Genomic DNA, 26,005 nt, shown 5'->3' with positions numbered 1-26,005 from the left:
AAACCGTTCAGGGAGCAAACGATGAACACACAACTCAAACCCACGCTGGGCACGCTGCACCTGTGGGGCATTGCGGTCGGACTGGTGATTTCCGGTGAGTATTTCGGCTGGAGTTACGGCTGGGGCGTGGCCGGGACACTGGGATTTCTGGTGACCTCCTTCATGGTCGCCACCATGTACACCTGCTTCATCTTCAGTTTCACCGAACTGACCACCGCCATTCCCCACGCAGGCGGTCCCTTTGCCTACAGCCGCCGCGCCTTTGGCGAGAAAGGCGGATTGATCGCCGGGCTGGCGACGCTGATCGAATTCGTCTTCGCCCCACCGGCCATTGCCCTGGCGATCGGCGCGTATCTGAACGTGCAATTCCCGGCACTTGATCCGAAGCACGCGGCAGTCGGCGCGTACATTGTTTTCATGGGCCTGAACATCCTCGGCGTGAAACTGGCAGCGACGTTCGAGCTGGTGGTCTGCGTCCTGGCAGTCGCCGAGTTGCTGGTGTTCATGGGCGTGGTGGCGCCGGCGTTCAGCTTCAGCAACTTCGCGCTGAATGGCTGGGCCGGTTCCGATGTGTTCGGCGCACCGGCGATTGCCGGGATGTTTGCGGCGATTCCGTTTGCCATCTGGTTTTTCCTCGCCATCGAAGGCGCGGCCATGGCCGCCGAAGAAGCCAAGGACCCGAAACGCACGATTCCCAAGGCGTACATCAGCGGCATTTTGACCCTGGTGTTGTTGGCCATGGGCGTGATGTTCTTTGCCGGCGGCGTCGGCGACTGGCGCACCCTGTCGAACATCAACGATCCGTTGCCGCAAGCGATGAAAACCGTGGTCGGCGAAAGCTCCGGCTGGTTGCACATGCTGGTGTGGATCGGCCTGTTCGGCCTGGTCGCGAGTTTCCACGGGATCATCCTCGGCTACTCGCGGCAGTTCTTCGCCCTCGCCCGTGCGGGTTATCTGCCGTCGTCGCTGGCCAAACTCTCGCGCTTCCAGACGCCACACCGGGCCATCATCGCCGGCGGTGTCATCGGCATCGCCGCGATCTACAGCGACGGCTTGATCAACCTGGGCGGCATGACGCTGACGGCGGCGATGATCACCATGGCGGTGTTCGGCGCGATCGTGATGTACATCATGAGCATGCTCAGCCTGTTCAAACTGCGTAAAACCGAACCAAACCTGGAGCGCACATTCCGCGCGCCGTGCTACCCGTTGGTGCCGTTCATTGCATTGGTGCTGGCGGTGGTGTGCCTGGTGGCGATGGCCTGGTTCAACACGCTGATCGGGGCGATCTTCCTCGGCTTCATGGCGGCGGGCTTCGTGTACTTCATGCTGACGGCACAGCTGCGGGCGGATGCGCCGGCGGATGCGATGCTGACCGGGCTCTGAATCGCAGCAGGTGTTGCGGGCAGATCAGGCATAGAATGGAACCACTGCGAAAATGAATCGCTCAAAGTGGTATGCACGACCGGTTGGCAAAACCCGCCAATCGGCCTGCCCTCAAGGAGAGCCCTATGCCCTGGTATGCCTGGTTGATTCTGGTCGTTGCAATCGGCTCGATTGTGGGTGGTTTGATGATGTTGCGTGACACCGCCAACAAAGTTGAACTCACCGACGAGCAACGCAAGCGAGTCGCTGAACGTAATGCGCAAGCGGACGCCAAGGATGCGCAGGACCGCTGACATATAACTGTGGCGAGGGAGCTTGCTCCCGTTGGGTCGCGTAGCGGCCCTCGATGTCCCTCGCACTTTTTTTTGCGCCCGCTGCGCGGTCGAGCGGGAGCAAGCTCCCTCGCCACAACAGCGCTGTTACTTTTCCCAATCGGCCTTGGCGATGTGCAAGCCATGCAGCCCTTTGTAGGCCGCCCGCTCCGGTTGGCTCCAGCCTTCCAGCAACGAATTCTCTAACTTGTAGATCTCTACTCCAAGCGGGCGACACACGCTGAGCGGGTCCTGCGCATCCGGCCCCCACATCGCCAGCGACAGATCGCCGCCCGGACAGGTCGACAGCGCACACAGCAAATCAATCTCCGCGAAAAACTCCAGGTAATCGCCCTTCTGCGCCGGACAGGCTTTCATGAAATACATGTCGTCGTGGTTGAGGCCCGTGCACTGGAAAATGTTCAACACGTCATGCACGTCGAATTCGGTCAGGCCATGGGGCAACACGGCGCGGGTCAGGTTCGAGTGGCAGTGGTGATGGAAGTCTTCGCCGGTGAGCATTTTGTTCACGTAGGGATCGCAGCGAGTGCCGAGCAAGTCGTGCAGGCGACCACCATGTTCGTCGATGCCGTAACCGGCCAGGCTGTCATCGGTGATCGTCACCAGCGGCCGTAAAAAAGGCAGGTTCGACCAGAGCCGGTCATGGGTGCTGACGTGCGCGCCCTGCAACTGGCGGGTTCGCGCCGCCCACAAGCGTTCACGCGGATCATTGGCATTCCAGACGTTGAAATCACCTACTTGCGGACCGACCGGCGTCGTCACGCGAAACACGTGCCCGGCCGGGACGTTCCAGGCGCGACCGGTGCGGATCGGCACTTCAAACTGCTCGATCAGCGTGCGCCCCTCCTTCGAATCCCGGATCTTCTCGTAAAAGGCTTTGTCCACCTGCAACGCCGAGCCTTTGCTCACTTGATAAGCCGCCGGATAGTCTTTGTACATGGCACGAATCCTCGATCAGTGATGGGAGTTTGGAGCAAGCATTTGCAACAGGAGCTGTTCGGAGTCATCGAGATAAAGGCTCATGGCATCTCCGGCAGCGCGCTTGTCGCCTTCGGCGAGCAGCTCATGGATCTGCCGGTCGCGCGCCAGCCAGGGCGCCTGGAACCTCGATTCATCGGGCGCGGTGCAAAACACCAGGCGCAGTTGCGCGACGACATTGGTGAAGAATTCATCGAACAACGGACTGCGCAGCAATCCGACGATATGTTGATGAAACGCCAGGCTGTGAGTGCCGACGGCGCGCCAGTCCTCGCGTTCGCGGGCCAGTTCGGTGGCTTCCAGCGCCTCCAGCATCCGGTCGGACTGATAATCGCGCAGCGGTTGACTCGCGCTGATGGCTTGCAATTCGAGGGTTCGCCGCACGTTGAACAGGTCCCGCACATCCGCAGCCCCCAGCTTGCGCACCATCACGCCTTTGTTGCGCACATAACGGGTCAGACCTTCCTGTCCCAAACGATGCAAGGCTTCGCGAATGGTGTTGCGGGAAGCGTTGTAGGCCGAGACCAGGTCGTTTTCCACCAGCGCCATGCCAGGCAGCAAACGTCCGCCAATGATGTCGGCGCGCAATTCCAATGTGATGTGATCGGCCAGGGACAGTCCGCTGTTCATGCTCATCGCCTCTTGATTGTTCAACAATCGTCAGCGAATGAGTAATCACTATTCGTGCCAGATTATTCAATGCGCTGTGACAGAGTTGGACGCATCTGCATGCTTTTTAGAAGTAGAAGTACAGTCACCATCCCATTTTCATTGGTTAAGATGGCGCATTGTTGCGGAGATTCAAGATGCGTTACTCGCAGGACCATAAAGCCCAGACCCATCAACGCATCATCAAGGAAGCCTCAGCGCGGTTTCGCCGCGACGGTATTGGCGCTACCGGCCTTCAACCTCTGATGAAAGCGCTGGGCCTGACTCACGGTGGCTTCTACTCGCATTTCAAATCCAAGGATGAACTGGTAGAAAAAGCCCTGCAGGCGGCTGGCGAGCAATGTGACGTCACCTGCGCCCAGCTGTTCGCCCAGGAGCATCCGCTGGAGGCGTTCATCGACACCTATCTGTCCGAATGGCACCAGACTTCACCCGATGAAGGGTGTCCGCTGCCAACGATGTCATCGGAACTCGGTTTGCGTGGACAGCCAAGCCCGACCTCGGACGTGGTGCTCAATGCGAGGCTCGAACAAATACAGGGGACGCTTGAAGGCGAGGACGCCGCCGACCAGAGCATCTTTATCATGTCCGCGCTGGTCGGGGCGTTGCTGCTGTCACGCAGTGTCGAGAACCCCGAACTGGCTCAGCGGGTTCTCGACATCACACGCACATTTCTCAAACAACCACGGGATTAACCCTGCCAACGTTTGAACAATACGCTGGCATTGACCCCGCCAAAGCCGAAACCGTTGGACAGCGCATATTCGATCGCCATCGGCCGCGCCTTGCCGTGGACGATATCCACACCTTGCGCGGCCGGGTCCGGGTTATCGAAATTGAGCGTGGCCGGCGCGATCTGGTCCCGGATCGCCAACAGCGTGAAGATCGCCTCGATCCCGCCCGCCGCGCCGAGCAAATGGCCGGTGGCCGACTTGGTCGACGTGACCGCTATCTTGTTGTCTGAGCCGAACAACGACTTGATCGCCGCCAGTTCCCCCAAATCCCCTACCGGTGTCGAGGTGGCGTGAGCGTTGAGATGCTGTACCTGGTCCGCAGAAATACCCGCCTGAGCCAACGCCAACGACATCGCCCGCCGCGCACCACTGCCATCTTCGGGGCCCGCAGTCAGGTGATAGGCATCGGCACTGGTGCCGTAACCGACCAGTTCCGCCAGCGGTTGCGCGCCACGAGCCAGAGCATGTTCCAGGGATTCGATCACCAGAAGACCCGCGCCCTCACCCATGACGAAGCCATCTCGATCACGGTCGAACGGGCGCGAAGCACGTTCCGGGGTGTCGTTGAAACCGCTGGACAAGGCCCGGGCAGCGGCGAACCCGGCGAGGCTGACCCGATCGATTGCCGCTTCCGCGCCGCCACACACCGCAATATCCGCTTCGCCACAACGAATCAGCCGCGCCGCATCACCAATCGCCTGAACCCCGGCCGCGCACGCCGTTACCGGAGCACCCAGCGGACCTTTGAAACCATGCTGGATCGACACATGGCCCGCGGCCAGGTTGACCAGGAAAGAAGGAATGGTGAATGGCGACAAACGCCGCGGGCCACGGCTGTCCGTGGTGCGCACCGCATCGGCAATTGCACCGAAACCGCCGACGCCCGAACCGATGATGGTAGCCGTGCGCTCCTGAGCATCGGCGGTTTGCGCCTGCCAACCGGCTTGCTCGATCGCCTGACGCGCCGCTTCCATGGCGAACAATATGAACCGGTCCATCTTCTTCTGTTCTTTGGGTGGGGTGGCCCGGTCCGGGTCAAAACCGGCCTCGGCATCATCGGCCAGCGTCGGCACTGCACCGCCGACCTTGGCCGGCAGATCGGCCACGACGTCGTCCGGTAAATTGCGCAAACCGGAACGTCCGGACAACAGGCGTGCCCACACCGCTTCGACACCACTACCCAGCGGCGACACCAGCCCCATGCCCGTTACAACCACTCGACGATCACTCATACCGCAATATCCTCATGCCAATGCTGGCGCTTTATTTGTAACGCGCAGCGGCTTTGCTTTTGGAAAGGTTTGGCGCCATCACGTGTCGCGCCGCAACAAAGGCGTGCCACTCGCTGGCATCCGGCAACGACGGAATGGTGATCAACTCGCCCTGGTCCAGACCCGCTAGAGCCGCGTCGACCATATCCCCTGCGTCCATGACCATGTCATCCGGGATCTGGCTCGCGTCGATACCGGAACGCTCCCAGATTTCGGTGCGCGTCACGCCAGGCAATACGGCCTGCACCTTGACCCCCGTGCCATCCAGCTCGGCGTTCAACGACTGCGTCAGACTTAACACATAAGCCTTGCTGGCGCTGTAAGTGGCGTTGAAACGCTCGGGGAACAGAGCGACCACCGAGGCGATGTTGATGATTGTGCCCCGGCCCGCCTTGGCAAAACTGGCAGCGGCCGCCGATGCCAACCGCGTGACCGTCGTAACGTTCAGTTGAATCAGGCGCTCCAGCTGATCCAGATCGGAGTTGGCCAGCAAGCCATCCGCCGCGACACCGGCATTGTTCAGCAACAGGCTGATACTCGAATCGCTGCGAAGGCGCTGCTCGAGCTTGAGCACATCATCCTTTTGCGTCAGGTCCGCCTTGAGCACCTCGACCTGAACACCATGCTCGGCGCGTAGCTTGCTCGCCGCCGCCTCCAGACGCTCCTGATCACGAGCGACCAATAACAAATCAAAACCACGCGCCGCCAACCGCTCAGCGTAGATGGCACCGATACCGGAGGAAGCACCGGTGACTAGGGCTGTGCCTTGGGTCTGGGGAGAATTCATGACAGTGCTCCTGGAAATATGTAGAGGAAGACAAGTGCCTGCGCTTCAGAACGCCTCACGTATTCATTATAGACATAATTTAAATACAATATGATAGTCGTAATTTTTCCTCCGCCGACGGGAGGCAATCCATCTCCACAGACCCCAAAAGCAAAAAGGCCGGTCAATGACCGGCCCCTGGCGCTGAATTTACAAGCTTAGTTCACCTCAAGCTTTTCGCGGTTTTTATCGAGGATGGCTTTGCCAATGCCCTTCACTTCGAGCAGTTCGTCCACTGAGGAAAATGGCCCATTACTCTCCCGATACGCAACAATCGCCTTGGCTTTCGCTTCCCCTACACCCGTCAGCTCGCGCTGCAGTGTTGAGGCATCGGCCTGGTTCAAATCCACCTTGTCAGACTGAACCTGAGGGGAAATCTCCATGACCAGAGGTGCGTTTTCAGTCCCGGATTTGACCATCGGCGCAGCAATAGCTGCAACGGAGGTGCTGGTGAGCAGGACAAAAATCAGAGAGTAGAAGTAGCCAGTACGCATAAATGAAGCTCCATGACATCGATTGAGAAAGCAGCTTTTCCGAAGCTGCTTTTCAAATTTAGGCGATGGATTGTGGTTGTCAAAAAGGAGGTCGTTACGGGATGTGAAATAATATAAGTTCTAGTCAGCATAGCTGGTAAACGGCCGACGATCTTTTCAATTAACACATATATAACGCGCGGCAACAAACGCATCCCTTTCGATGCAGACCGATAAAAAATAAATGGCGAACGGTTCGCCCTAGCCCGGCCCAGCCGCTACCTCAGCCTTGCAAAAGTGAAATCTCGTGTAAGGTCCTGGATGCATAGGAGACAACGGTATCGCTACCGAAAGAGAAAATTTTTGACGCGGCACCCTAGCTAAGGCGCTGTTTCGAGATAATTATTTTGCAAACTTGACTACACTGTCTCTACCGTCGAGCCCTCCTAGGCATGTAAGTTAATGTCCAAGAGACTATCTCAACCCGCAACAGCATGCGAACGTGAAGAATTGGCTGGTACACAACTGTATTTTCACGTGCGCTTATAGCAACCTCAAGCTCTGGGAAGACTAGGTCGAGCGGATTTTCAGGAGCATCAAGAGTGTCAGAAAGCCCGATTACCACCTTTCGTGGCGTGACGAAACGCACAATCGATCGGACAGGAATGGAGCCCAAATCGACAGGAAATCTTGCACACAATCTGGTAAGTATGCGATGTTATGGAGCGCAGTTGAATCGGTAAGCCATTTCAAAAACCGTACGATAGCACCAAGCATAGCTTAGTTCGTCTTTTAAATGCATCGCAATATTTCACATAAGAAATTTTAAATATACAAAACGAATTAGCCATTCAGGCAATTAGACACCAGGGTCAAACATTTCACATAACGCAGCAAGAACGGCTTTCACCCTTCCTCCAAAAGGCATACGCAACTGGTGCAAAATAATGACACTGTCAGTTTTCACACTAGCAATATTCGCAACATTTATCACTTTGTTCACGCTGTCGCTGGCTGACAAGGACGTCAAAAAATCAATCCTATCCTGGATGCTACTTGGCATCATCGTTAGTATATTCAAAAATCTTCTAGTACAAATAACTCCCCAATGGAGTGATGTGCCGTTAGACTCATTGACCTATCAACTGCATGCAGAAGCGCTCTACCTGCATTGGTCGGGACATCCCGTCGACGCAATTGAATATAGATTGGCTGGTTACCTCAATGGTTGGGAGTCGATGTATGGTCGTTATTGGTTACCCGAATCCGAAATTTCCTATTCGGGGGTTTTAGGCTCCCGCGAATGGCTGTACGCTGCATTCTTGGCAATTTTGAACACTGCAACTGACGAAAAATATGGCATTCTCGCGAATGCATTGATGGCCGGTGCATTTCCTGCCACTACCTATCTAATTGCGCGTGAATTAGGTGGTTCAGCAAAGGTCTGCCATTTAGCAGCACTGTTCATTGCGATTGATCCTTCAACAGCAATAAATAGCGCATGGCTTATCAAGGACACCTTAGCCACTCTCATATCTGCGATCACCATTATAGCAATTTGTAAATTGTGTAAAGGACCATCCTTGAGGTTCACGCTAATCCTCGCGCTGTCCTTAGGATTATTGGCAGGCGTCAGGTATGTCGCATTTATTTCATTCGGTGTGGTTATCGCAGGGTTAGTATCATTCTTAATCTTCAAAAAATCCAAAAGACGGACGATATGTTTTTCTGCAGCTTCGATAACTTCAGTTTTTATATGTGGCCTACTCTACATTGCGCCTGTTACAAACATCTCAAAAGGTGAGGTTTTTCTTTCAATAATAAACCCATTACAGGCTCAAGCCACGACTTTGAAAGCCAAAGAGCATGAGTCAGGAGCTGATGAATCTGTTATTCAATGGCGATCCTATTTAATCGAGCACCCAGTAAAAGCAGTAGTAAGATCTATTGCACGAACACTTTTTGCGCCTTATCCGTGGTCTATTTTCCAGAAACAAATAACTGGAACCAATCACATCGAACTTTACCTATTAGGAAGTCTGTTTTGGATAATAATCGCACTGCCTGGAATTTTTATTGGCATGGTTAGCGCCAGCAAAAGCAGTTTTCCAGCTTGTGTACTCATAGCATTACTAATAACAATCTCCGTCCCTTACCTTGTATTTTTCGGTGAATGGAGCACTCGCCAGAGAGTATTCATGATGCCTTTATTTTTCTCATTCGCCGCTATTGGCTGGAAACAAATTTGGTATTCATTTTCTCGTTCAAAACACCACGTATCTAGCTCAACCATCTAGCACCAAGTAAATACAAACAACCAAAATGCAATAATTAAAAGGTTGCGGCGTGAGTATCTGTATATTACCTCTGACCTAGTAGCAGACGAATGCAAGTTCTACTATCGAGATAATAATCACAAGCGACTCAACGACTCCCACCCCACTTTTGGCAGGAAACCGGGGCCGCGGCCTTACCAATAGCTTGTAACTAGCCAGTCAGACGATGACGACACCATATGACAAAGCTAGGGAAGGTCTGAAGTACCCACAGATTTTTGATGCCCTCTCTGCTTAAGGTTCAAAAAAAGCATACTCGGTCGAAAACCAGACCTTTGTGAGCGCTCCACGAAACCCACATACAAAGCCGCGATTTATGCAAAGACTGACCTGCTGATCCTTGACGACTCGGGCCTGGTACCGTTCACCGCTGCTCAGCGGCGCGACATGCTTGAACTACTGGACGTCCGCTACGGCAACCGCTCGACGCTAGTGATCAGCCAGATGCCCAAGGACAAATGGCATGCGCCGATCAGCGATCCGATCTTGGGCGATGCGATCCTCGACCGACTGGTGCACAACGCTTATCGCATAGAATGAAGGGAGAATCGATGCGCAGGCGCGCAACGAAATTGACGGCGGCAGGGACTTCAGACAATACAAACCTACGTCGCTGCGCCCCAACTGCCTGTCCAAGTGGACGTGGATCAGGTGTCCAAATGACCGTGGACTGGGTGTCCAAGTTGCGTGGAATTCGCAGTTCATGGAGCGCTTACATCCGAATCACCCTGAGCATGAGACAATGTTGGAGTGGCATGGGGATGATGGGTTCGACCCGACTGCGTTTGATTGCGAATGGGTCAATCAATGGTTGAAGCAGGCGAAGGTCTGATCAGCAAGAGGGTGTTGGGCGAACGCTTACCTTTATCCAGTTCATCCATTTAGCTTTTTTGATCGAGCCGCTAGCACCATGAAAATGGTGCTGGCGCAGGTCCGATCGCGATCAACGCGAACATCAAGTTGCGTCGTAGAGAGACTATCTGCCCTCATACAGTGACAGGTGTTGGTCAATGATGCCGCGGATGTCAAATGCCTCTTCCGCTAATTGTCGGCCAGCAGCCCCCATAGAGGTGAGGAGCTGAGCATCGTCCAGAAGTTTTTGTATTCCGGCTGCCAGTGCCTCAGGGTTGCGAACCTCGACAAGCAATCCCGAAACACCCGGTTCTATTGCATCCCTGCAACCTGGCACATCTGTCGTTACGACCGCCCTCCCACACGCCGCAGCCTCAACAAGCCCTTTCGGAAGACCTTCTCGATAGGAAGGTAATACCACAATATGTGCCATTGGCAGAACTGCAGGCATGTCATTTCGAACGCCCCACCATTCAATAACGCCCTCCTCCACCCATCTCTCCAGCTCTTCGCTTCGAAGACTGGTCGGGTTACCCGGATCAACACTTCCCACCAGTACAAATCGCGCTGATGTATGCCCGTGTAAGAGGCGTGCAGCGGCCACAAACTCCAGAACACCTTTGTCTTTCAACAAACGTGACGCCATCATCACGATTGGAGAAGCATCGGGTAGGGCGACAACCGGCCATGCGGACAGATCAACACCAGAACCACGAATACGAACAACCTGAGAGTCGCCAATACCCGCATGACGCTGCAAGATCGCCTGATCGTCACCGTTCTGAAAAATCACTCGCACCCGTTTGTGCGCCAAGGCGAGCCGGTACAATGACGACACCAACAACTTCCTGAAATACGCCCCTCGTCCACGAGCAGTGAACACAAAGCCTAATCCGGAAATAGCCGCGATCACACGAGGGACTCGAGCCAGCCTTGCCGCTAGCCCGCCAAGCAAAACAGGCTTTATCGTCACCAAGTGGACAACGGTCGGTGACAGAGAACGAATTAACGAATACAAAGAAACGAAGAGCTTGCCAGCCTCTATTGGATTGGCGCTCCGCCGATGGATATTGAGTGGATGCAGCTTGATCCCATAACGGGTGATTTCCTCTGCGCGGTCCGTAACCGCAGTGGCTAAATGCACTTCAAAACCGGCTTGCATTGCCGCCAATGCAAGGGGAAGCCGGTGTGACAGAAAAAACCAGTCAGCATTAACAACAAATAATAGACGTGGCATTAGTGTGTATTATTTTCCAACCAGGCTTGAAACATAAGAATATCCCAAAGATGGTAGGCCCAATTACGGCTACCACTGAGATGCTCAGCCCACTTACGGCGAACCGCTTCAGGCCGAAAGAAACCTTCCTGCCGTAATCTTGACTCATCCAGCAGGGCTTCAGCCCAATCTCGCAATGGCCCTCTCAACCAGACATCAATCGGCACCCCAAAGCCCATTTTTGGCCTGTCAATCAAGGATTGGGGTACATGTCGGTAAAGTACCTGTCGCAGTATCCACTTCCCGACACCTTCGCGCTGCTTGAGAGACTGGGGTAATTGCCATGCAAACTCGACAATCCGGTGATCCAGCATAGGTACGCGAGATTCAAGGGTCACGGCCATCGATGCGCGATCAACCTTGGTCAGAATATCGTCTGGCAAATAGGTTAAAAGATCCAGAATCATCATTCGCTCGACGGGATCCAAATCGGAAAGATTCGGCATCAATCCTGTCAGCAATGTCTGAGGTTCGTGTCCACCAATCACCACCTGAGCAGGATCCTCCCAATGCGACACAAGTCCATGATAAAGCGCATCGATAGAGGTACTTCCCAGCACACCAGCACCTTTATGCAGCTTGTCGCCAAAACGATTACCAAAATGCCGTGAAGGTATCCAGCCGAGCAACTTCGACCAGGTATCCGGCGAAAGCGTGGTGATGGTGTTAGCAGCAGCTTTTCGAAGAGGAAGCGGTATCTGTGACAATTTGCTCCACATGCTGGAGGTTGCGGTATACCGATTATAACCACTGAAGAGCTCGTCGCCCGCGTCACCCGACAGCGATACAGTGACATGCTGCCTTGCTAGCTGGGAAACCAGGAACGTTGGAATCTGGGACGAATCAGAAAAAGGCTCATCATAAATGGCTGGAAGTTTCGGAATGACCGCCATTGCTTCCTGCGGTGTCACATATAACTCCGTGTGATCCGTTCCCAAATGTTTGGCAACCGCCTTTGCATGCTCGGCTTCGTTGTAGCCTTTCTCATGAAAGCCAATAGTAAATGTCTTGACTGGCCGGTTCGATTGCGCCTGCATCAATGCAACAATCGTGGACGAGTCAATGCCGCCCGACAGAAACGCCCCCAACGGTACATCAGCCATCATTTGCTGAGAAACAGCCGACTTTAACAGCGCTTCCAGATCATCAACCGCCTGATGAGGGTCCCGATATGCTTGACGCTCGGCAGCACCATCACGGACAGCGTTCAATGCAGACCAGTATTCTCGAGTAACCGGCTCACGACGCTCCATTGAAACAGTGAGCATGCATCCTGGCTGCAGCTTCTGAATACCCTCATAGATCGAAAAAGGTGCAGGTACGTAGTTGTGGCGCAAGTAAAGCGCCAATGCATTTCGGTTAACAGATGCATTAAACGCGGGGTGTGCTTTGAGCGCCTTGAGTTCAGAACCAAACAGGAAAACGGCTTGCTCCCCTTGGCCTTGCCAACCGTAATACAGCGGTTTTTCCCCCAATCGATCTCGGGCAAGTATCAGCACCTTCTGCTCAAGATCCCACAGCGCGATCGCAAACATCCCAATGCATTGCTGCAGGGCTTTTTCTACCCCCCAGACATCAAAGGCGGCGAGCAATGTTTCAGTATCGGAATGACCACGCCAGGCAGGTGCCCTGCCTGCACTGGTCATCGAACGACGAAGTTCAAGATGATTATAGATTTCACCATTGAAAACCATCATGTATCGATCGGACACCGAATGCATCGGTTGATGTCCAGCCGGTGAGAGGTCGACAATCGCCAGTCGCCGGTGAGCAAGGCCCACTCCAAACTCCGGTCTTGCCCATACCCCATGGTCATCAGGACCACGGTGAATGATTGCATCGGCCATTCGCGAGCATTCACTTAGCAACGAAGATTCCGTCGACTGCCCAGGCCATTTCAACTGTCCAGCTATTCCACACATGAGATTGACTGCGTCAGTGGTTGTTTTTAGGCAGCGTCGCTGCCGCGATAAAGATCTGCGTAGCCTTGAAGGCAGGCATCCATGGAAAATATCGTTACAATTCGATTATGTCCGGCCTCACCCATTTTTTTTCTCTCCGGATTCTGCACCATCGCCAAGAGGGCTTCGGCAAGTTCATCTGGAGCTTTAGGCGCCACCACAAGTCCAGTCAAGCCGTTTATCACTGCCTCAGCATTACCGCCCACATCAGTAACAACCATTGGCAACTTCGCAGCCATTCCCTCGAGGACCGCATTGGAAAAACCCTCTTCATGAGAACACAGCACACCAATATCAGAGGCATTGAGCAGTTCAGGTACGTCCTTCCTAGAGCCTAAGAAGCGTATCTCCTTGCCAATCCCCAGAGAGACAGCTTCCTCGTGCAGCGTACTCGCTATCCCGTCGTCCCGACCGACACAAAGGCATACCCAAGGCTGAAGAATAAGATGCTGGATTTTGGCAAATGCCTTAATCAAGTCAGTATGGCCTTTGTAGGGTATGAGATTGGCTACGATAACAAAAACCAACGTTTCATCTGAGATAGATAGGTCGCTTCGCACCTTTGCCCTGCGTTCAGGCAGCAAGAAATGCTCGACGTTGACACCGTTATAGATGAGACAAGCCTGATCTTTCGTAACACCTTCAGAGTACAAATCTTGGATGACAGCAGCCGAGTTACCGCAGACTTTGTCCATGCGAGGGTGCAGCCAATGCTCGAGCTGACGAAACAATTTATGCTTGGCCTGATACAGGTTTAAGCTCCGGCGGCTCATGATCTTGCGCGCCCGCGGACCGAACAAGGAGACGACGCCGCCAACTATATAAGCAGCGGGGAGAAAGAAATGGACGACCTGTGGGCGTCTACGCCAAAGAAGCCACCAAAAAGCAACCGCAGAATAGAGCAAGCCGGCCCGAGCAATTGCGCGTTCACTTCTTAAAATTCGGCACGCCCAACCCGGAAGCGCTACACCATGAACGGGAACCCCGCCCTCCAAAAAGGCGCGCGTCAAGGGGCCACCTATCGTGATAGCAAAAACTTCCGGTTGAAAACCTCTGGCGCAGAGGCCTGTCGAAACTCGCAACAAGTGCTGCTCGGCTCCACCAACTTCCATGGAGCCTATTACGTAAAGCAGTTTCATATACTAATCCACAAGTAACTGAATAGTGTTCAATTATCTAATACACTCTCCAATTTGCTGGCCTTAACGTGAACGTCCAATCACCGCGATGCAGTATGCGTAACCCCGATTCTGCAAGAACCTCAAAGCTGCGCGTGGCAAGAATCTCCGTGACGCTCTATGTATCGGCGTAGCAGCCAGATCCCCATAGCCAAACGTTGAGACCACATCCATACCCGCTTCACTGACAATGGCTGCGAGCTCATTTACAGTATAAATTCGCTCATCAGATATTCCATTGGTATAAGCCGTGTACTTCGTAGGAATCTGAATCAGAACATAATTTGAATATTTGGCCTGCTCCTTAAGCAGTTGAACCGTAACGTCTCTATCGAAATGTTCAAGCACTCCGCAGGAAAATGCCAAATCAAACCGCCCCTCGAGCCCCGAAAGATCGAAAGCATCTGCCACCTTGAACTCAGCGACCATTCCTAGGCGTTGAGCTTGCTGATTAGCGAGGTCAACCAACGTAGGTTCGTTATCAACCCCTACCACGTTGTATCCCAAAGATGCCAAGTACATATCAGACCATCCTGGCCCGCACCCTACGTCAAGAATTCGAGACGAAGGCCCACAGTAACGCTGGATCATTCCATAAAGAACTTCGTTAAACCCCCAATGCGCGACTGCGCTCTTCAGCCAATCGGAGTTAAATGCGCCATAGGAGTCAAAAAATTCACGCCAGCGATCTGCCATTTCTATTCCTTTTCTGAATTTTTTTCTAGTGCCGAAAATATGAAGATAACCTCATGCCCAATCATACTGGTCAAACCTGTGCACGCATTGTAGTAGGCGGAGACATAAGAGACCTAAAGCAAAATAATACAACCACTGCAGGTGCGACTGATATCGCCAGCCCTATAGCCCGCTCCCCCAACACCCCCCGGAAAGCGAAATAGCATAAAAACATTGAGATTAGGTTAGACGCCGCCATAAAGGTCATAAACTTAGCCCGAGACTGGGCCTGGCAGAGCTTTGCAAAAATATTACTTAACAGGGTGAAGCCAACCCCCGTGGTCAACCAAAACCAAAATCGATTCACGCTATAAGCCGCATCAGAATCGAAGCGCCCACCAAACAACACCAGTAGTATTGGCTCCCCAATTAACCAAACCAGTAATGGACCCAAAACACCAATCACAGTGGATACCAATACAGCGCTACCCAACAATTTCTTTACACCTGTATCATCCCCCTCAGCAATAAGTCTAGAAAAACGGGCCAACAATAATGTAGAGCTCGACATGATAAGCAACTGCATCAGTGAGGTATGGAGCCGATAAGCATACCCAAATGAAGAAACTATCCCTTCACCATACGATGAAGCCCAAACCAAAGGTAGAGAGGAAGACACATTGGAAAAAAACACACCAGGGAGAACCCAGCCTCCAAGAGTCAGCATGTCATATCCTTGTGTCGACAAATTCTTCCATATCGGTAGAGCGCCAAAAATGGAAAATCCGCTTTTACGCAATCCATACAAGCAAATAACTAACTGCACCAATAGACCGATCAGAGTCCCCAATACAAGACTGAACAGTCCCGCATCGGGCATCAAAAACAACACCCCTCCCCCCAACAATCCATTTGCAATTGGGGCGCCAGCGGCATAGGCAAACCTTTCACGCATTGCAAGTACATAACCCGCGCAATCGCATGCGATATTAAGAGGAACCAGTAGTGCCACAAATGAAAGGACGAATAAAAAAGCAGCACGAACCGATGGCTGACCTTGTTTGGTCAACCAATCAGCAAGCCATGGAGTAGATGCAAAAATAAGAACCGCCAGGATTATTCCTAGCAGCACCCCCCCCCAGAGCACCGCGCGTTCAAAGGCCTCAGCTACTGAAAGACCAAAAAGGGAGAACACACGAGAACGGACAGGAAAAAATCCAGTCTGAATTACACCGGACACGATACCGGAAATCAATACAGGCGCTACAAGCGCAAGATTGTACCCATCGAGCTCACTACCGACACCAAAATATCTTGCAGTGAACCACAACTTAAAAAATGCCGCCAACTGAGACAAAAGCGTAAGTAGCGATATTATAACGAGTTGCCGCCTCACCTCAGTAACCACGCATGATAAATTCTCTCAGGATGCATTGTTTACATACCAGTCGAGAGCCTCATGAACCCCGTCACTAAGACGATGACTGGGTTGATACCCCAGAAGCGACGAGACCTTGCTGATATCAGCCAGCGAGTGCCTGACATCTCCAACGCGAAAATCTCTATAAACGGGCTGTGCCTGGCTCAGTTCCTGGCGCGATACAGCCAAACCATCCCTGATCAATTTGAATAGATCATTCAGTGAAGTTCTATCACCGACCGCCACATTATAAACCTGATTGATCGCGTCAGCAGAGGTTGTAGTAGCAGCAAGGAGATTCGCTTGAACCGCATTGGCAACGAAGCAAAAGTCACGACTGGTTTCGCCATCACCATTAATAAAGACAGGTTCACCACCGAGCAGGGAAGCCGTCCATTTCGGAATGACAGCAGCGTATGCACCGTTAGGATCCTGGCGCGGCCCGAACACATTGAAATAACGCAGACCGATAGTTGAGAAACCATATACACGAGCAAAGACCTCGGCATAAAGCTCATTGACATATTTCGTCACCGCATAAGGACTGAGCGGCTTGCCAATCTCGCCCTCGACTTTTGGCAGGCCTGGGTGATCACCATAAGTACTGCTACTGGCTGCATAGGTAAAACTCTTAACCTTCGCATCCCGCGAAGCAACCAACATATTCAGGAAACCTGTGATGTTGGTTTCGTTAGTGGCAATAGGATCCACGATACTACGAGGCACACTCCCTAGAGCCGCTTGGTGCAACACATAATCGACATCCTGTTCACCACGCCACCGCATGACGCGATGACAATCGTCGATATTTCGAATATCACCTTCAACAAAATCAAATCTCTCCCATTGCTCAGGAGAGACCAACCCTTGTACTTCCACAAGATTACGACGATGCCCAGTGACAAAACTGTCCAGACCAACGACCCGCTGGCCCAACTTTAGAAGACGTTCAAGCAGATTACTACCAATAAAACCAGCCACACCGGTAATCAGCCAAGTATGCGATTGGCCAGATAAGCGTTGTTGCAACTCTTGAAAAGCATTCATGAATACCTCGTCCCTTTACAACCGGCCATCTACATCGCCCATCGGAAGAATACTCTTTACATCAAAAAGTACCGCGCCTGGCTCGCCACAACTTTTTATACCGCTTGTTCCCATATCGAGGAACTCCCGATGCCCGACCGCCAGAATAATCGCAGCATATCCACCTTGCTCAGGCTTTTCGCGCAAACAGGTCAATCCGTATTCCTCAAAAGCCTCGTCAACATTGATCCAGGGGTCATAGATATCGACTTCGCAGTTATAGCTTTTCAGCGTACTAATTATATCAACGACTTTTGTGTTTCGTAGGTCAGGGCAGTTCTCTTTGAACGACAACCCCAAGACTAGTACGCGACTACCCAAGACAGGCTTGCCCTTGCGCAGCATCAGTTTCACCGTGCTGTCAGCAACATGCCCGGCCATACTGTCGTTGATACGACGCCCCGCAAGAATCACTTCCGGATGATAACCAACTTCTTGCGCTTTATGGGTTAGATAATAAGGATCAACACCAATGCAATGCCCGCCTACCAAACCCGGACGGAACGGCATGAAATTCCATTTAGTTCCGGCAGCCTGCAGGACCTCGAGGGTATCAATTCCCAAGTGATGAAAGATTAGACTCAACTCATTCATCAAGGCGATATTCAGGTCACGCTGAGTATTTTCGATTACCTTTGCTGCTTCCGCTACCTTGATGCTACTGGCCAAGTGGGTCCCGGCGGTAATAATTTCCGCATACAGCTGATCAACAGCTTTCGCAACTTCCGGAGTACTGCCACTTGTCACCTTTTTAATAGTAGGCAACCGATGTTCTTTATCCCCTGGATTGATACGTTCGGGGCTATAACCGCAGAAGAAGCCACTGTTAAACTTCAACCCACTAAACTTTTCCAATACTGGCACGCAAATCTCTTCTGTAGCGCCCGGAAAAACGGTGGATTCATAAATAACGACATCGCCGCTCTTTAAAACCTTACCAACGGTTTCACTTGCCTTTAGCAGCGGCGTCATGTCTGGCCGGTTAGCAGCATCTACCGGAGTAGGGACAGTTACGATATATACCTGTGCGCGACGCAGATCCTCGATATCACAGCTGTAACTCAGATGCGACGCCGCCCGAAGCTCCTCGCTGCTACATTCGAGCGTATGGTCGTTGCCAGCCTGCAGCTCCAGGATCCTGGTGCGCTGAATGTCAAACCCGATAACAGAGCGATTTTTACCAAACTCAACAGCTAACGGCAATCCGACATAGCCCAAACCGATAATTGCAATTGCTTTTTCGTGAAAATCCATTACCAGATTTATCCTTCATCAATATCAGCCAGAAATACTACCACGTAAGAGTTACGCCGGCTCACAGAATTTGCTCGAACGACCGCGTCGTCGGCCCCCTCCGCCGCAACACCCACGCATCTAAAAACCCTATGCCAGAGCTATCGCACCACAATAATTGTTCTTGGCGTCGTCAAACCACAAGACCGGCACTCAATAGAGCCATCATCGCTTCGCGACTCCTCGTATACAGGGGCGAATCCACCTTACACACACTCAGTATCGCAAAGCCCTCAGACCCGAATCGATAGACACGGACAAGAGAATAGAACCATTGATTCACGCGGCATTACCGATTCAGAACAGCTAGTTCTACCGTACTACCGTATCGATTCCGAGTAAACAAACAGGCGACCAGATCACTGCAAAGCGGCCACGAGCACCCAGCAGGTCAAACGAACGCGATACTGATTAATAGCTTTTCACCGCAGGTCGATACTTGGAGGGGGCCTACGTGGGCGACGTCAATTCCCGCTTAATTTCCACCCTCGCCTGCTAGACCGCGAAGCCATCGGCCAAGGCACGAAAACACTCCTTGTAGATTCCCTGCCATTGTCAATGGAGGGGGGGGGGGGCGGTAGAGAACTCTATCACCCGCTTGTTTGAAGGGTTGCTTCCCCAGTCCAGGAGCCGAAGTCTCTAGATGCGGTAAGCAATTTTCCCATCGAGAGTCTCGATGGTGCTAGATCGGTTATAGGTATGGGTTCCTGTCAGCCCTTTTAGCCACGTTGGATCGATTCGCCCCACGATTTCTTCTTTGAAATCATCCCTTGTCAGCTTTGAAATTTCGCAGAACTGAATAGCGTATCCATAGGTTTTCGAACAGTCTTGAGTCGGCCTGATAAGCCGACCGTCCTGTTTGAATATTTTCCCCGCCGGTCTTGAGCTGCGAACATCCGACTTTATAGGATTGAGCGCGTGCGGCAGCCAAGGCCCGAGTGGCGTATCGGCATAAAAGAGAAAAAGCTCATCACAAGTTGACCCGCCATACTCGCTGATGTTCACGAACATATACCAGCTCCCTTCATGCTCAATAAAGGTCGCATCGGCTGCGTTTACGTCTTGCAGCAAATCACCTACAGGCTCCCACTTATCCGGAAATGACGCCGCTCGATACAAGGTAACAGTACGGTTTTGCGCAGTTTCAGGGATCATAAATATTTCGCCATTCCACTCCAGAAGGAAAGGATAGGAAAGGTGTACATCGCTGGATAAGGCCAAACGAGGAGTTGACGCACAACCTGACTCGTCAATCTTGATATAAGAGATCACCCCCTTACCGGTAGCATACTCTAACTCCTCAAAAAATATATAATCTTGGTCCGCAACTCTAATCGGGAAAGGATCGGCATAAAATCGATCGGAGGGAGGTATCAACGGTATAAATTTGTCGGCACCGGGTATAACCCCATCATGCTTGACTGCTGGCTTGTAGGCTATCAGCCATTGCTCCTGCTTCTTGCTTGCCTTCGCAGCCAGGATACCCCATCCAGCACGAGCCAGAAACGGCAACATCTGCCAATTGGTCGGCATGCGATAGATTGACTTTCTATACGGCTGAGCCGGCTCTGGACTCAACCCTTGCTCACCCAGCAAATATAACTTTCGCAAGCAACGCCAAACATAGGAAGTCGCCTTCCAGTATGTACGCTTTCTATTTCCACTTAACCAGGTGGTATCTTCGGTAGAACTGAAAGACCGATAAATAACTTCCCCGCCGTCCAGATTTTCGTTCAGCCGCTGCAAGATTGTCCCTGATAGGGGGTTGCGCTCGTGCATTTCCCAGAAAAGAGCGGGCCCCCCTCTATACTCATTATTGTCCCCATGATGATAAGACCATACACCGTAACGCGCACTCTGTAATATTTCGCCCTTTATGATATTGAAACCAAAACGAAGTATGACGTCCAGCTCATGAGCCTTGACGCTCTCTACGTCGGCGTCCGAGAAGCGATCAACAAATTTTTGTCTAGTGTTTTTTATGGGCATTTGTGGAATGCCCGCTATCAAACCACTAATATCCTTTGAATGCATGGCTGTCACCAAGTGACCATGCTTCGCTTCGTCAAATGAAATATAGCGAGAATAAAGCGCGTGCTTCATCTGCCCCGTTAAAAATCTCTTCAGTCGACTTTGTGAGGGTTGCGGGACTGGATCGTTCGCATTGAGGATCACCAGCGATAGTTTAGCGAAGCCGGATGACCTTATACCTTTCAGAAGTGTTTCAACCCACGCAGGCGCATTCGTGCCGTCCAACATGATTCCGATTCGTAGCAAGGGTCGATCCAGCGGCACTGCTTGGTAAAGCTCAGACTGTGGGTGTGTGACCATTTTTTTGACATCATGACAAATAGATAGGGGCGATAGCATCACATAAAGAGTTTCCCTTCGTCGACCGAATACGATTTAGGCGCGCCCAAGACGCACGCAACCCGTAAAACATTTCAATCCTCGGCCCCATGCGAGGACCGAGCATCGAGGAAAATGCCGCTACCTGCGCAGACAAACATTATGGTACCCACTTACTCACAACGCCCGCCTAACCATCAAACCGCACAAAGCCGAAACGTTCATAGCTGCCAATCAGCAGGGGAAGATTCCGCATCTCGAAGAAGGAAGCAAAAAATCACGCATGCAGCCTAACCGGAGGAGAGTGGCTATAAGCCATCCGCCTGCCACTGCGCTTTTGCACCGCGAAACAAGGGAGTTCGCCAGGCGAGGAAATTGCTGAGCCAGCGAGAGGACTATAGAACGCGACCTGAGCCGCCGATGAGGAAGTGCTGGAGCGCTGGGCATGATAAAATACCCGCCGCGGAGCAGAATCAGTTTAAGAAAGTGAAGAGATGAATCGTCAAAACGGCCACGCGCACAAAAAAGTGGGCGCCGACCTCAACAATGCGCTCTCGCCAGAAGCTGGCATTGCTGCAACATGCAACAGAGCAAACCGGCTTTTGACGGTATTTTTCTTGATAGCTCTCCGTGCAGCCTTGACTACTTACGACAATTGTCAACCAAAGCCTATATGAGTTCTGAAAATATTTGGCTTGGGGCTCCACAAAAAAGAGTACGGATCATCTATAAACCCACTGCATGTCCGTCTAAAGCATAAATTGGGAGTAAACATGCGCGTGATGATTACTGGATCATCTGGATTTGTAGGAACCAAGCTAGTTAAAGTCTTGGCAGATAAAGACGGTATCGATGTCCTCGCAGCTACACGTCACGAGCCCACCGATTGTCCGACTTCTGTGACCATACTGAAAAACTGTCATATTTCCGCTGAAATGGATTGGACGGCATATTTAAGTAGCGTCAATGTTGTCATTCATACGGCAGCACGCGTACATATAATGGACGACCGAACCCCCGATCCAATGGCGGCGTTCAGGGCTGTAAATGTTCAAGGGACAATGAGGCTGGCAGAACAGGCAGCCGAAATGGGCGTTCAGCGCTTTATCTTTCTAAGCTCTGTCAAAGTCAACGGGGAAGAAACGCCGCACGGCGAGGCATACACAGCTGATCAAGCCCCTGCCCCGGCAGACCCTTATGGCGTGTCAAAGATGGAGGCCGAATCGCAACTTAGAACTTTGGCAGAACGCTCCGGAATGGAAGTTGTAATTATTAGACCGGTATTGGTCTACGGGCCTGGAGTCAAGGCAAATTTTCTGAAGATGATGAAATGGATTGATAGCGGCGTACCCCTACCATTCGGTGCAATTCACAATAGCCGAAGCCTGGTAGCGCTAGACAACCTGGTCGATCTTATCGTGCTCTGCATCGACCACCCCAGGGCAGCCAATCAAACCTTCATGGTTAGCGATGGTGAAGACCTGTCAAGCACTGAACTGATGCGCAGAATGGCACGCGCACTTAATAAGCCGGCTCGACTTTTCCCGGTGCCTGTCGGCCTGCTTACGCAATGCGTTCGCCTAATTGGAAAACCGCACCTTTCGCAACGGCTGTGCGGATCCCTGAAGGTCGACACTCGTAAAACTCTAGATATTTTGGACTGGAAACCAGTAGTCACAGTAGAATCGGCCTTGAAGGAAGTCGCCGCGTATTTTCAGGAGAATAATAAGTAATGATGTATTGGTTGTTAGTTCTGTTCGTTGCCCTCATGTCATTGGGCCTCACCGCTGCATTACGTCATTATGCGCTTCATCGAAGGATTATCGACATTCCGAATGCTAGGAGCTCGCACACAACGCCAACTCCGCGCGGGGGCGGACTGGCAATCGTTATCACTTTCCTGGCAGCAATACCATTTTTTGCATGGGGGAATCTGATTTCCTGGCAAACAATAATTGCTCTCGGCGGAGCAGGAGCGCTGGTTGCCATTATCGGCTTCATGGATGATCACGGACATATTCCTGCGCGCTGGCGGCTCCTCGGCCATTTTAGCGCCAGTATATGGGCTTTATTTTGGATCGGCGGTCTGCCACCTATCGTTTTTTTTGGTATGACTCTAGATATTGAGCTGGTCGGCTTCGTTCTCGGCGTCTTTTATCTAGTATGGATGCTGAACCTATATAATTTCATGGATGGAATAGATGGTATTGCCAGCGTCGAGGCTTTATGTGCCTGCTTCGGAGCCTGTTTACTTTACTGGATAGGCGGATTCGGCGAAATCTATTGGCTACCCCTGATACTCGCTATGGCTGTCGTCGGTTTTCTATATTGGAATTTCCCTCCTGCGCGGATATTCATGGGAGATGCGGGTAGCGGCTTTCTAGGGATTACCTTGGGTGTCATATCATTACAGGCCGCTTGGACCTCTCCCCAACTACTTTGGGGTTGGCTAATCCTTTTAGGCGTATTTATTGTCGATGCGACTTTCACACTGATACGCCGCCTCATCCAAGGACAAAAAGTCTATGAAGCCCATCGTACTCACGCCTATCAGTACGCCTCTCGTAAAGCCGGAAAGCATTTGCCTGTCACGCTTGCGGTGGCAGCTATTAATTTATTATGGCTGCTGCCCATCGCGATCAGCGTAGAGGTATTTGACCTCGATGGTGCTTCATGCCTCGTGCTCGCTTATTTACCATTAATCATTCTGGCCCTGAGTTTTAAAGCCGGAAAGGTCGAAAAACCATTGCTACCGTCTAAGACCTCCTAGCCAAGGTATTCTTCAGGTAGGCTTACTCAGTGCGGACACTCCGCGTCCTGCAAATAAAAGTGTGGCAAGAGGTATGTAAAGGGGTTATGGAACAATTCCGGGCGTTATTATTAGGTCTTCCACGCCGCCACAAACGGCTGATCCAAGTGTTTGCAGACGTTATCCTGATCTGGGTTGCCCTATGGATGGCATTTGTAGTTCGCCTGGGGATTGACGAGATGATCAATCCTTTCACCCAGCATCTCTGGCTCTTTTTCAGCGCACCCGTTGTGGCGATCCCGCTTTTCATCCGATTGGGCCTGTACCGCGCAGTCATGCGCTACTTTGGCAATGATGCACTTATTGCGATTATCAAAGCAGTTAGCCTGTCATCGTTAACACTTGGAATCGTTGTCTATTTGTATAGCAATCATCAAAACGTTGTCCCCCGTTCGATCATTTTTAACTACTGGTGGTTAAGCCTGATCATGGTTGGCGGCTTGCGGCTAGCGATGCGGCAATACTTCATGGGAGATTGGTTTTCCGCAGCTCAGCACGTTCCTTTTACCAATCGGGATGACGGGCTGCCAAAGGTTGCTATCTATGGGGCCGGCGCTGCCGGAAACCAGCTTGTTGCCGCCTTGAGGATCGGACGCATGATGCGCCCGGTTGCCTTTATCGATGATGACGGCAGCATTGCTGATCGAACGATTTCGGGATTGAAAGTCTTCAAACCCGGATCCATTCAAGACATGATTGATACGACCGGGGCGCAGGAAATCCTGCTTGCAATCCCCTCCAGCTCTCGCGGTCGCCGCCGCGAAATCCTCAGCTTACTCGAGGTTTACCCGCTTCACGTACGTAGCGTGCCCGGATTTATGGACCTAGCCAGCGGCCGAGTAAAAGTCGACGACATCCAGGAGGTTGATATTGCAGATCTCTTGGGCCGCGATGCGGTTCCGGCGCAGGATGATCTGCTTGAACACTGCATAAAAGGGCAATCTGTATTAGTGACTGGCGCCGGCGGCTCCATTGGCTCAGAACTTTGCCGACAAATAATTGAGCTGAATCCAACAACAATTCTGCTGTTTGACCATAGCGAATTCAACCTCTACAGCATTCTCTCAGAGCTAGAGCAACGCGCCGCTAGAGAGTCCTTATCGGTAAGAATTCTTCCAATCCTAGGATCCGTTCGAAACCAGGACAAGCTTCTGGACATAATGAAAACATGGCACGTGGACACGGTATATCATGCGGCCGCCTACAAACACGTCCCCATGGTCGAACACAATATTGCTGAGGGGTTGCTGAACAACGTCATCGGAACACTCAATGCAGCCCAAGCGGCACTGCAGGCGGGCGTCGCTAATTTCGTATTGATTTCAACGGATAAGGCTGTACGACCTACTAATGTGATGGGCAGCACCAAGCGCTTGGCAGAACTGACGCTTCAGGCGTTGAGCAACGAAGCGGCCCCCATATTGTTTGGCGACAACTCCGCACTGCCCAGGATCAATAAAACTCGATTCACGATGGTCCGGTTTGGCAATGTGCTGGGATCCTCAGGCTCCGTGATTCCTTTGTTCCATAAGCAAATCAAGTCCGGCGGACCGCTGACGGTCACCCACCCAAAGATCACTCGTTATTTTATGACGATCCCTGAAGCTGCCCAGCTCGTTATTCAGGCTGGCTCCATGGGCAAAGGGGGGGACGTGTTCGTTCTGGATATGGGAGAGCCTGTCAAGATCGTAGAGCTGGCGGAAAAAATGATTCATTTATCCGGCCTCAGCGTTCGATCGGCCAAAAATACGCATGGCGACATCGCTATCGAGTTTACAGGGCTAAGACCAGGCGAGAAACTTTATGAAGAACTACTGATTGGCGATAACGTTGCTGCCACTCAGCATCCAATGATTATGAGTGCGCAAGAGGATCACATTTCGTGGGAAATACTAAAGTCCAGGCTGAACGAACTATTAGTGGCAGTCGACAAGGATGATTATTCTCGCGTCCGTCAACTATTACGAGACACCGTACACGGATACACGCCTGACAGTGAGATCGTAGACTGGATCTACCAACAACGCCGCCTTGAACCTTGATCTCTGCGTGGCAATTAAAAAGACATAGTAAAAGGACAGACTTCTAGAGGTCCGTCCTT

General features: G+C 52.1%; 20 protein-coding genes and 1 pseudogene. 8 read left to right on the top strand and 13 right to left on the bottom strand.

Translation table 11 applies throughout. From position 1 onward, the window contains the following. Nucleotides 1–21 precede the first annotated feature (21 nt). On the top strand, nucleotides 22–1,386 hold the full coding sequence (eat, locus tag ACM6IQ_RS09315; protein ID WP_017337333.1) for an ethanolamine permease: 1,365 nt from the start codon (nucleotides 22–24) through the stop codon (nucleotides 1,384–1,386). A gap of 125 nt (nucleotides 1,387–1,511) precedes the next feature. Beyond that, nucleotides 1,512–1,679, top strand: a complete 168-nt coding sequence (locus tag ACM6IQ_RS09310) for a DUF2897 family protein (RefSeq protein WP_017337332.1) — start codon at nucleotides 1,512–1,514, stop codon at nucleotides 1,677–1,679. A 126-nt stretch (nucleotides 1,680–1,805) separates the two neighbouring features. Here the strand turns inward: ACM6IQ_RS09310 and ACM6IQ_RS09305 are convergent, their stop codons facing one another. Both ACM6IQ_RS09305 and ACM6IQ_RS09300 read right to left on the bottom strand, forming a co-directional pair. Further along, the gene (locus ACM6IQ_RS09305; RefSeq protein ID WP_414878582.1) at nucleotides 1,806–2,657 is read right to left on the bottom strand and encodes an urea carboxylase-associated family protein; all 852 of its coding nucleotides are present in this window, start codon (nucleotides 2,655–2,657) and stop codon (nucleotides 1,806–1,808) included. Nucleotides 2,658–2,672: 15 nt separating this feature from the next. After that, a complete protein-coding gene (locus ACM6IQ_RS09300) occupies nucleotides 2,673–3,326 on the bottom strand; it encodes a GntR family transcriptional regulator (protein ID WP_017337330.1) in 654 nt (217 codons plus the stop codon). 176 nt (nucleotides 3,327–3,502) lie between these two features. Between ACM6IQ_RS09300 and ACM6IQ_RS09295 the strand changes: the two genes are divergently transcribed. Continuing rightward, nucleotides 3,503–4,060, top strand: a complete 558-nt coding sequence (locus ACM6IQ_RS09295; protein WP_414878581.1) for a TetR/AcrR family transcriptional regulator — start codon at nucleotides 3,503–3,505, stop codon at nucleotides 4,058–4,060. On the opposite strand, the gene fabF is transcribed toward ACM6IQ_RS09295, so the two are convergent. From fabF to ACM6IQ_RS09280, 3 genes are all read right to left on the bottom strand, one after another. Next, entirely contained in the window at nucleotides 4,057–5,331 is a 1,275-nt protein-coding gene (gene fabF, locus ACM6IQ_RS09290) for a beta-ketoacyl-ACP synthase II (RefSeq protein ID WP_414878580.1), read from the bottom strand. The genes ACM6IQ_RS09295 and fabF overlap by 4 nt on opposite strands. A 31-nt stretch (nucleotides 5,332–5,362) precedes the next feature. Continuing rightward, nucleotides 5,363–6,157, bottom strand: a complete 795-nt coding sequence (locus ACM6IQ_RS09285) for an SDR family NAD(P)-dependent oxidoreductase (RefSeq protein WP_017337327.1) — start codon at nucleotides 6,155–6,157, stop codon at nucleotides 5,363–5,365. 197 nt (nucleotides 6,158–6,354) lie between these two features. Then, the gene (locus tag ACM6IQ_RS09280) at nucleotides 6,355–6,690 is read right to left on the bottom strand and encodes a ComEA family DNA-binding protein (protein ID WP_414878579.1); all 336 of its coding nucleotides are present in this window, start codon (nucleotides 6,688–6,690) and stop codon (nucleotides 6,355–6,357) included. Between the two features lie 926 nt (nucleotides 6,691–7,616). On the opposite strand from ACM6IQ_RS09280, the gene ACM6IQ_RS09275 reads away from it, so the two are divergent. Both ACM6IQ_RS09275 and ACM6IQ_RS09270 read left to right on the top strand, forming a co-directional pair. Then, nucleotides 7,617–8,966, top strand: coding sequence for a hypothetical protein (locus ACM6IQ_RS09275; RefSeq protein ID WP_414878578.1), 1,350 nt, complete (start codon nucleotides 7,617–7,619; stop codon nucleotides 8,964–8,966). A gap of 354 nt (nucleotides 8,967–9,320) precedes the next feature. Further along, nucleotides 9,321–9,601: pseudogene (locus tag ACM6IQ_RS09270) on the top strand (ATP-binding protein); the annotation flags it as partial. Nucleotides 9,602–9,981: 380 nt separating this feature from the next. Here the strand turns inward: ACM6IQ_RS09270 and ACM6IQ_RS09265 are convergent. From ACM6IQ_RS09265 to ACM6IQ_RS09230, 8 genes are all read right to left on the bottom strand, one after another. Further along, nucleotides 9,982–11,094: a glycosyltransferase family 4 protein gene (locus ACM6IQ_RS09265; RefSeq protein ID WP_414878577.1), complete on the bottom strand. Its 1,113-nt coding sequence runs from the start codon at nucleotides 11,092–11,094 to the stop codon at nucleotides 9,982–9,984. Continuing rightward, entirely contained in the window at nucleotides 11,094–13,055 is a 1,962-nt protein-coding gene (gene asnB / locus ACM6IQ_RS09260) for an asparagine synthase (glutamine-hydrolyzing) (RefSeq protein ID WP_414878576.1), read from the bottom strand. Before asnB ends, ACM6IQ_RS09265 begins: the two co-directional genes overlap by 1 nt. 26 nt (nucleotides 13,056–13,081) lie before the next feature. Then, nucleotides 13,082–14,233 (bottom strand): glycosyltransferase, encoded by a 1,152-nt coding sequence (locus tag ACM6IQ_RS09255; protein WP_414878575.1) that lies wholly within the window; start codon nucleotides 14,231–14,233, stop codon nucleotides 13,082–13,084. Between the two features lie 63 nt (nucleotides 14,234–14,296). Continuing rightward, a complete protein-coding gene (locus tag ACM6IQ_RS09250) occupies nucleotides 14,297–14,968 on the bottom strand; it encodes a class I SAM-dependent methyltransferase (RefSeq protein WP_414878574.1) in 672 nt (223 codons plus the stop codon). 70 nt (nucleotides 14,969–15,038) lie between these two features. Next, on the bottom strand, nucleotides 15,039–16,277 hold the full coding sequence (locus tag ACM6IQ_RS09245; RefSeq protein ID WP_414878573.1) for a lipid II flippase MurJ: 1,239 nt from the start codon (nucleotides 16,275–16,277) through the stop codon (nucleotides 15,039–15,041). A gap of 93 nt (nucleotides 16,278–16,370) precedes the next feature. Continuing rightward, nucleotides 16,371–17,414 carry an NAD-dependent epimerase/dehydratase family protein gene (locus tag ACM6IQ_RS09240; RefSeq protein ID WP_414878572.1) on the bottom strand — a complete coding sequence of 348 codons (1,044 nt, stop codon included), beginning with the start codon at nucleotides 17,412–17,414 and terminating at the stop codon, nucleotides 16,371–16,373. Nucleotides 17,415–17,429: 15 nt separating this feature from the next. Continuing rightward, complete coding sequence (gene tviB, locus ACM6IQ_RS09235) at nucleotides 17,430–18,707, bottom strand: Vi polysaccharide biosynthesis UDP-N-acetylglucosamine C-6 dehydrogenase TviB (protein WP_414878571.1); 1,278 nt, start codon at nucleotides 18,705–18,707, stop codon at nucleotides 17,430–17,432. 678 nt (nucleotides 18,708–19,385) lie between these two features. After that, nucleotides 19,386–21,005 (bottom strand): hypothetical protein, encoded by a 1,620-nt coding sequence (locus ACM6IQ_RS09230; RefSeq protein ID WP_414878570.1) that lies wholly within the window; start codon nucleotides 21,003–21,005, stop codon nucleotides 19,386–19,388. Nucleotides 21,006–21,868: 863 nt separating this feature from the next. Here ACM6IQ_RS09230 and ACM6IQ_RS09225 point away from each other — a divergent pair. The 3 genes from ACM6IQ_RS09225 to ACM6IQ_RS09215 all read left to right on the top strand — a co-directional run bounded on the left by ACM6IQ_RS09225 (nucleotide 21,869) and on the right by ACM6IQ_RS09215 (nucleotide 25,946). Beyond that, nucleotides 21,869–22,828 carry a UDP-glucose 4-epimerase family protein gene (locus ACM6IQ_RS09225; RefSeq protein ID WP_414878569.1) on the top strand — a complete coding sequence of 320 codons (960 nt, stop codon included), beginning with the start codon at nucleotides 21,869–21,871 and terminating at the stop codon, nucleotides 22,826–22,828. After that, nucleotides 22,828–23,865: an MraY family glycosyltransferase gene (locus ACM6IQ_RS09220; protein ID WP_414878568.1), complete on the top strand. Its 1,038-nt coding sequence runs from the start codon at nucleotides 22,828–22,830 to the stop codon at nucleotides 23,863–23,865. Before ACM6IQ_RS09225 ends, ACM6IQ_RS09220 begins: the two co-directional genes overlap by 1 nt. 86 nt (nucleotides 23,866–23,951) lie before the next feature. After that, a complete protein-coding gene (locus ACM6IQ_RS09215) occupies nucleotides 23,952–25,946 on the top strand; it encodes a polysaccharide biosynthesis protein (RefSeq protein ID WP_414878567.1) in 1,995 nt (664 codons plus the stop codon). Nucleotides 25,947–26,005: the final 59 nt, after the last annotated feature.

It is taken from the genome of Pseudomonas sp. IT-P100 (genome assembly GCF_949767185.1).
GTDB lineage: Bacteria > Pseudomonadota > Gammaproteobacteria > Pseudomonadales > Pseudomonadaceae > Aquipseudomonas > Aquipseudomonas fluorescens_B.
This window is presented reverse-complemented; position numbering and strand designations above follow the sequence as displayed.

Coding starts and splice junctions, on each gene's coding strand:
- ACM6IQ_RS09240 (WP_414878572.1), bottom strand. CDS start 17,414: ATGAATGCTTTTCAAGAGTTGCAACAACGCTTATCTGGCCAATCGCAT.
- asnB (WP_414878576.1), bottom strand. CDS start 13,055: ATGTGTGGAATAGCTGGACAGTTGAAATGGCCTGGGCAGTCGACGGAA.
- eat (WP_017337333.1), top strand. CDS start 22: ATGAACACACAACTCAAACCCACGCTGGGCACGCTGCACCTGTGGGGC.
- ACM6IQ_RS09215 (WP_414878567.1), top strand. CDS start 23,952: ATGGAACAATTCCGGGCGTTATTATTAGGTCTTCCACGCCGCCACAAA.
- ACM6IQ_RS09275 (WP_414878578.1), top strand. CDS start 7,617: ATGACACTGTCAGTTTTCACACTAGCAATATTCGCAACATTTATCACT.
- ACM6IQ_RS09280 (WP_414878579.1), bottom strand. CDS start 6,690: ATGCGTACTGGCTACTTCTACTCTCTGATTTTTGTCCTGCTCACCAGC.
- ACM6IQ_RS09250 (WP_414878574.1), bottom strand. CDS start 14,968: ATGGCAGATCGCTGGCGTGAATTTTTTGACTCCTATGGCGCATTTAAC.
- ACM6IQ_RS09300 (WP_017337330.1), bottom strand. CDS start 3,326: ATGAACAGCGGACTGTCCCTGGCCGATCACATCACATTGGAATTGCGC.
- ACM6IQ_RS09310 (WP_017337332.1), top strand. CDS start 1,512: ATGCCCTGGTATGCCTGGTTGATTCTGGTCGTTGCAATCGGCTCGATT.
- tviB (WP_414878571.1), bottom strand. CDS start 18,707: ATGGATTTTCACGAAAAAGCAATTGCAATTATCGGTTTGGGCTATGTC.
- ACM6IQ_RS09255 (WP_414878575.1), bottom strand. CDS start 14,233: ATGAAACTGCTTTACGTAATAGGCTCCATGGAAGTTGGTGGAGCCGAG.
- fabF (WP_414878580.1), bottom strand. CDS start 5,331: ATGAGTGATCGTCGAGTGGTTGTAACGGGCATGGGGCTGGTGTCGCCG.
- ACM6IQ_RS09230 (WP_414878570.1), bottom strand. CDS start 21,005: ATGTTGGACGGCACGAATGCGCCTGCGTGGGTTGAAACACTTCTGAAA.
- ACM6IQ_RS09305 (WP_414878582.1), bottom strand. CDS start 2,657: ATGTACAAAGACTATCCGGCGGCTTATCAAGTGAGCAAAGGCTCGGCG.
- ACM6IQ_RS09225 (WP_414878569.1), top strand. CDS start 21,869: ATGCGCGTGATGATTACTGGATCATCTGGATTTGTAGGAACCAAGCTA.
- ACM6IQ_RS09295 (WP_414878581.1), top strand. CDS start 3,503: ATGCGTTACTCGCAGGACCATAAAGCCCAGACCCATCAACGCATCATC.
- ACM6IQ_RS09220 (WP_414878568.1), top strand. CDS start 22,828: ATGATGTATTGGTTGTTAGTTCTGTTCGTTGCCCTCATGTCATTGGGC.
- ACM6IQ_RS09265 (WP_414878577.1), bottom strand. CDS start 11,094: ATGCCACGTCTATTATTTGTTGTTAATGCTGACTGGTTTTTTCTGTCA.
- ACM6IQ_RS09285 (WP_017337327.1), bottom strand. CDS start 6,157: ATGAATTCTCCCCAGACCCAAGGCACAGCCCTAGTCACCGGTGCTTCC.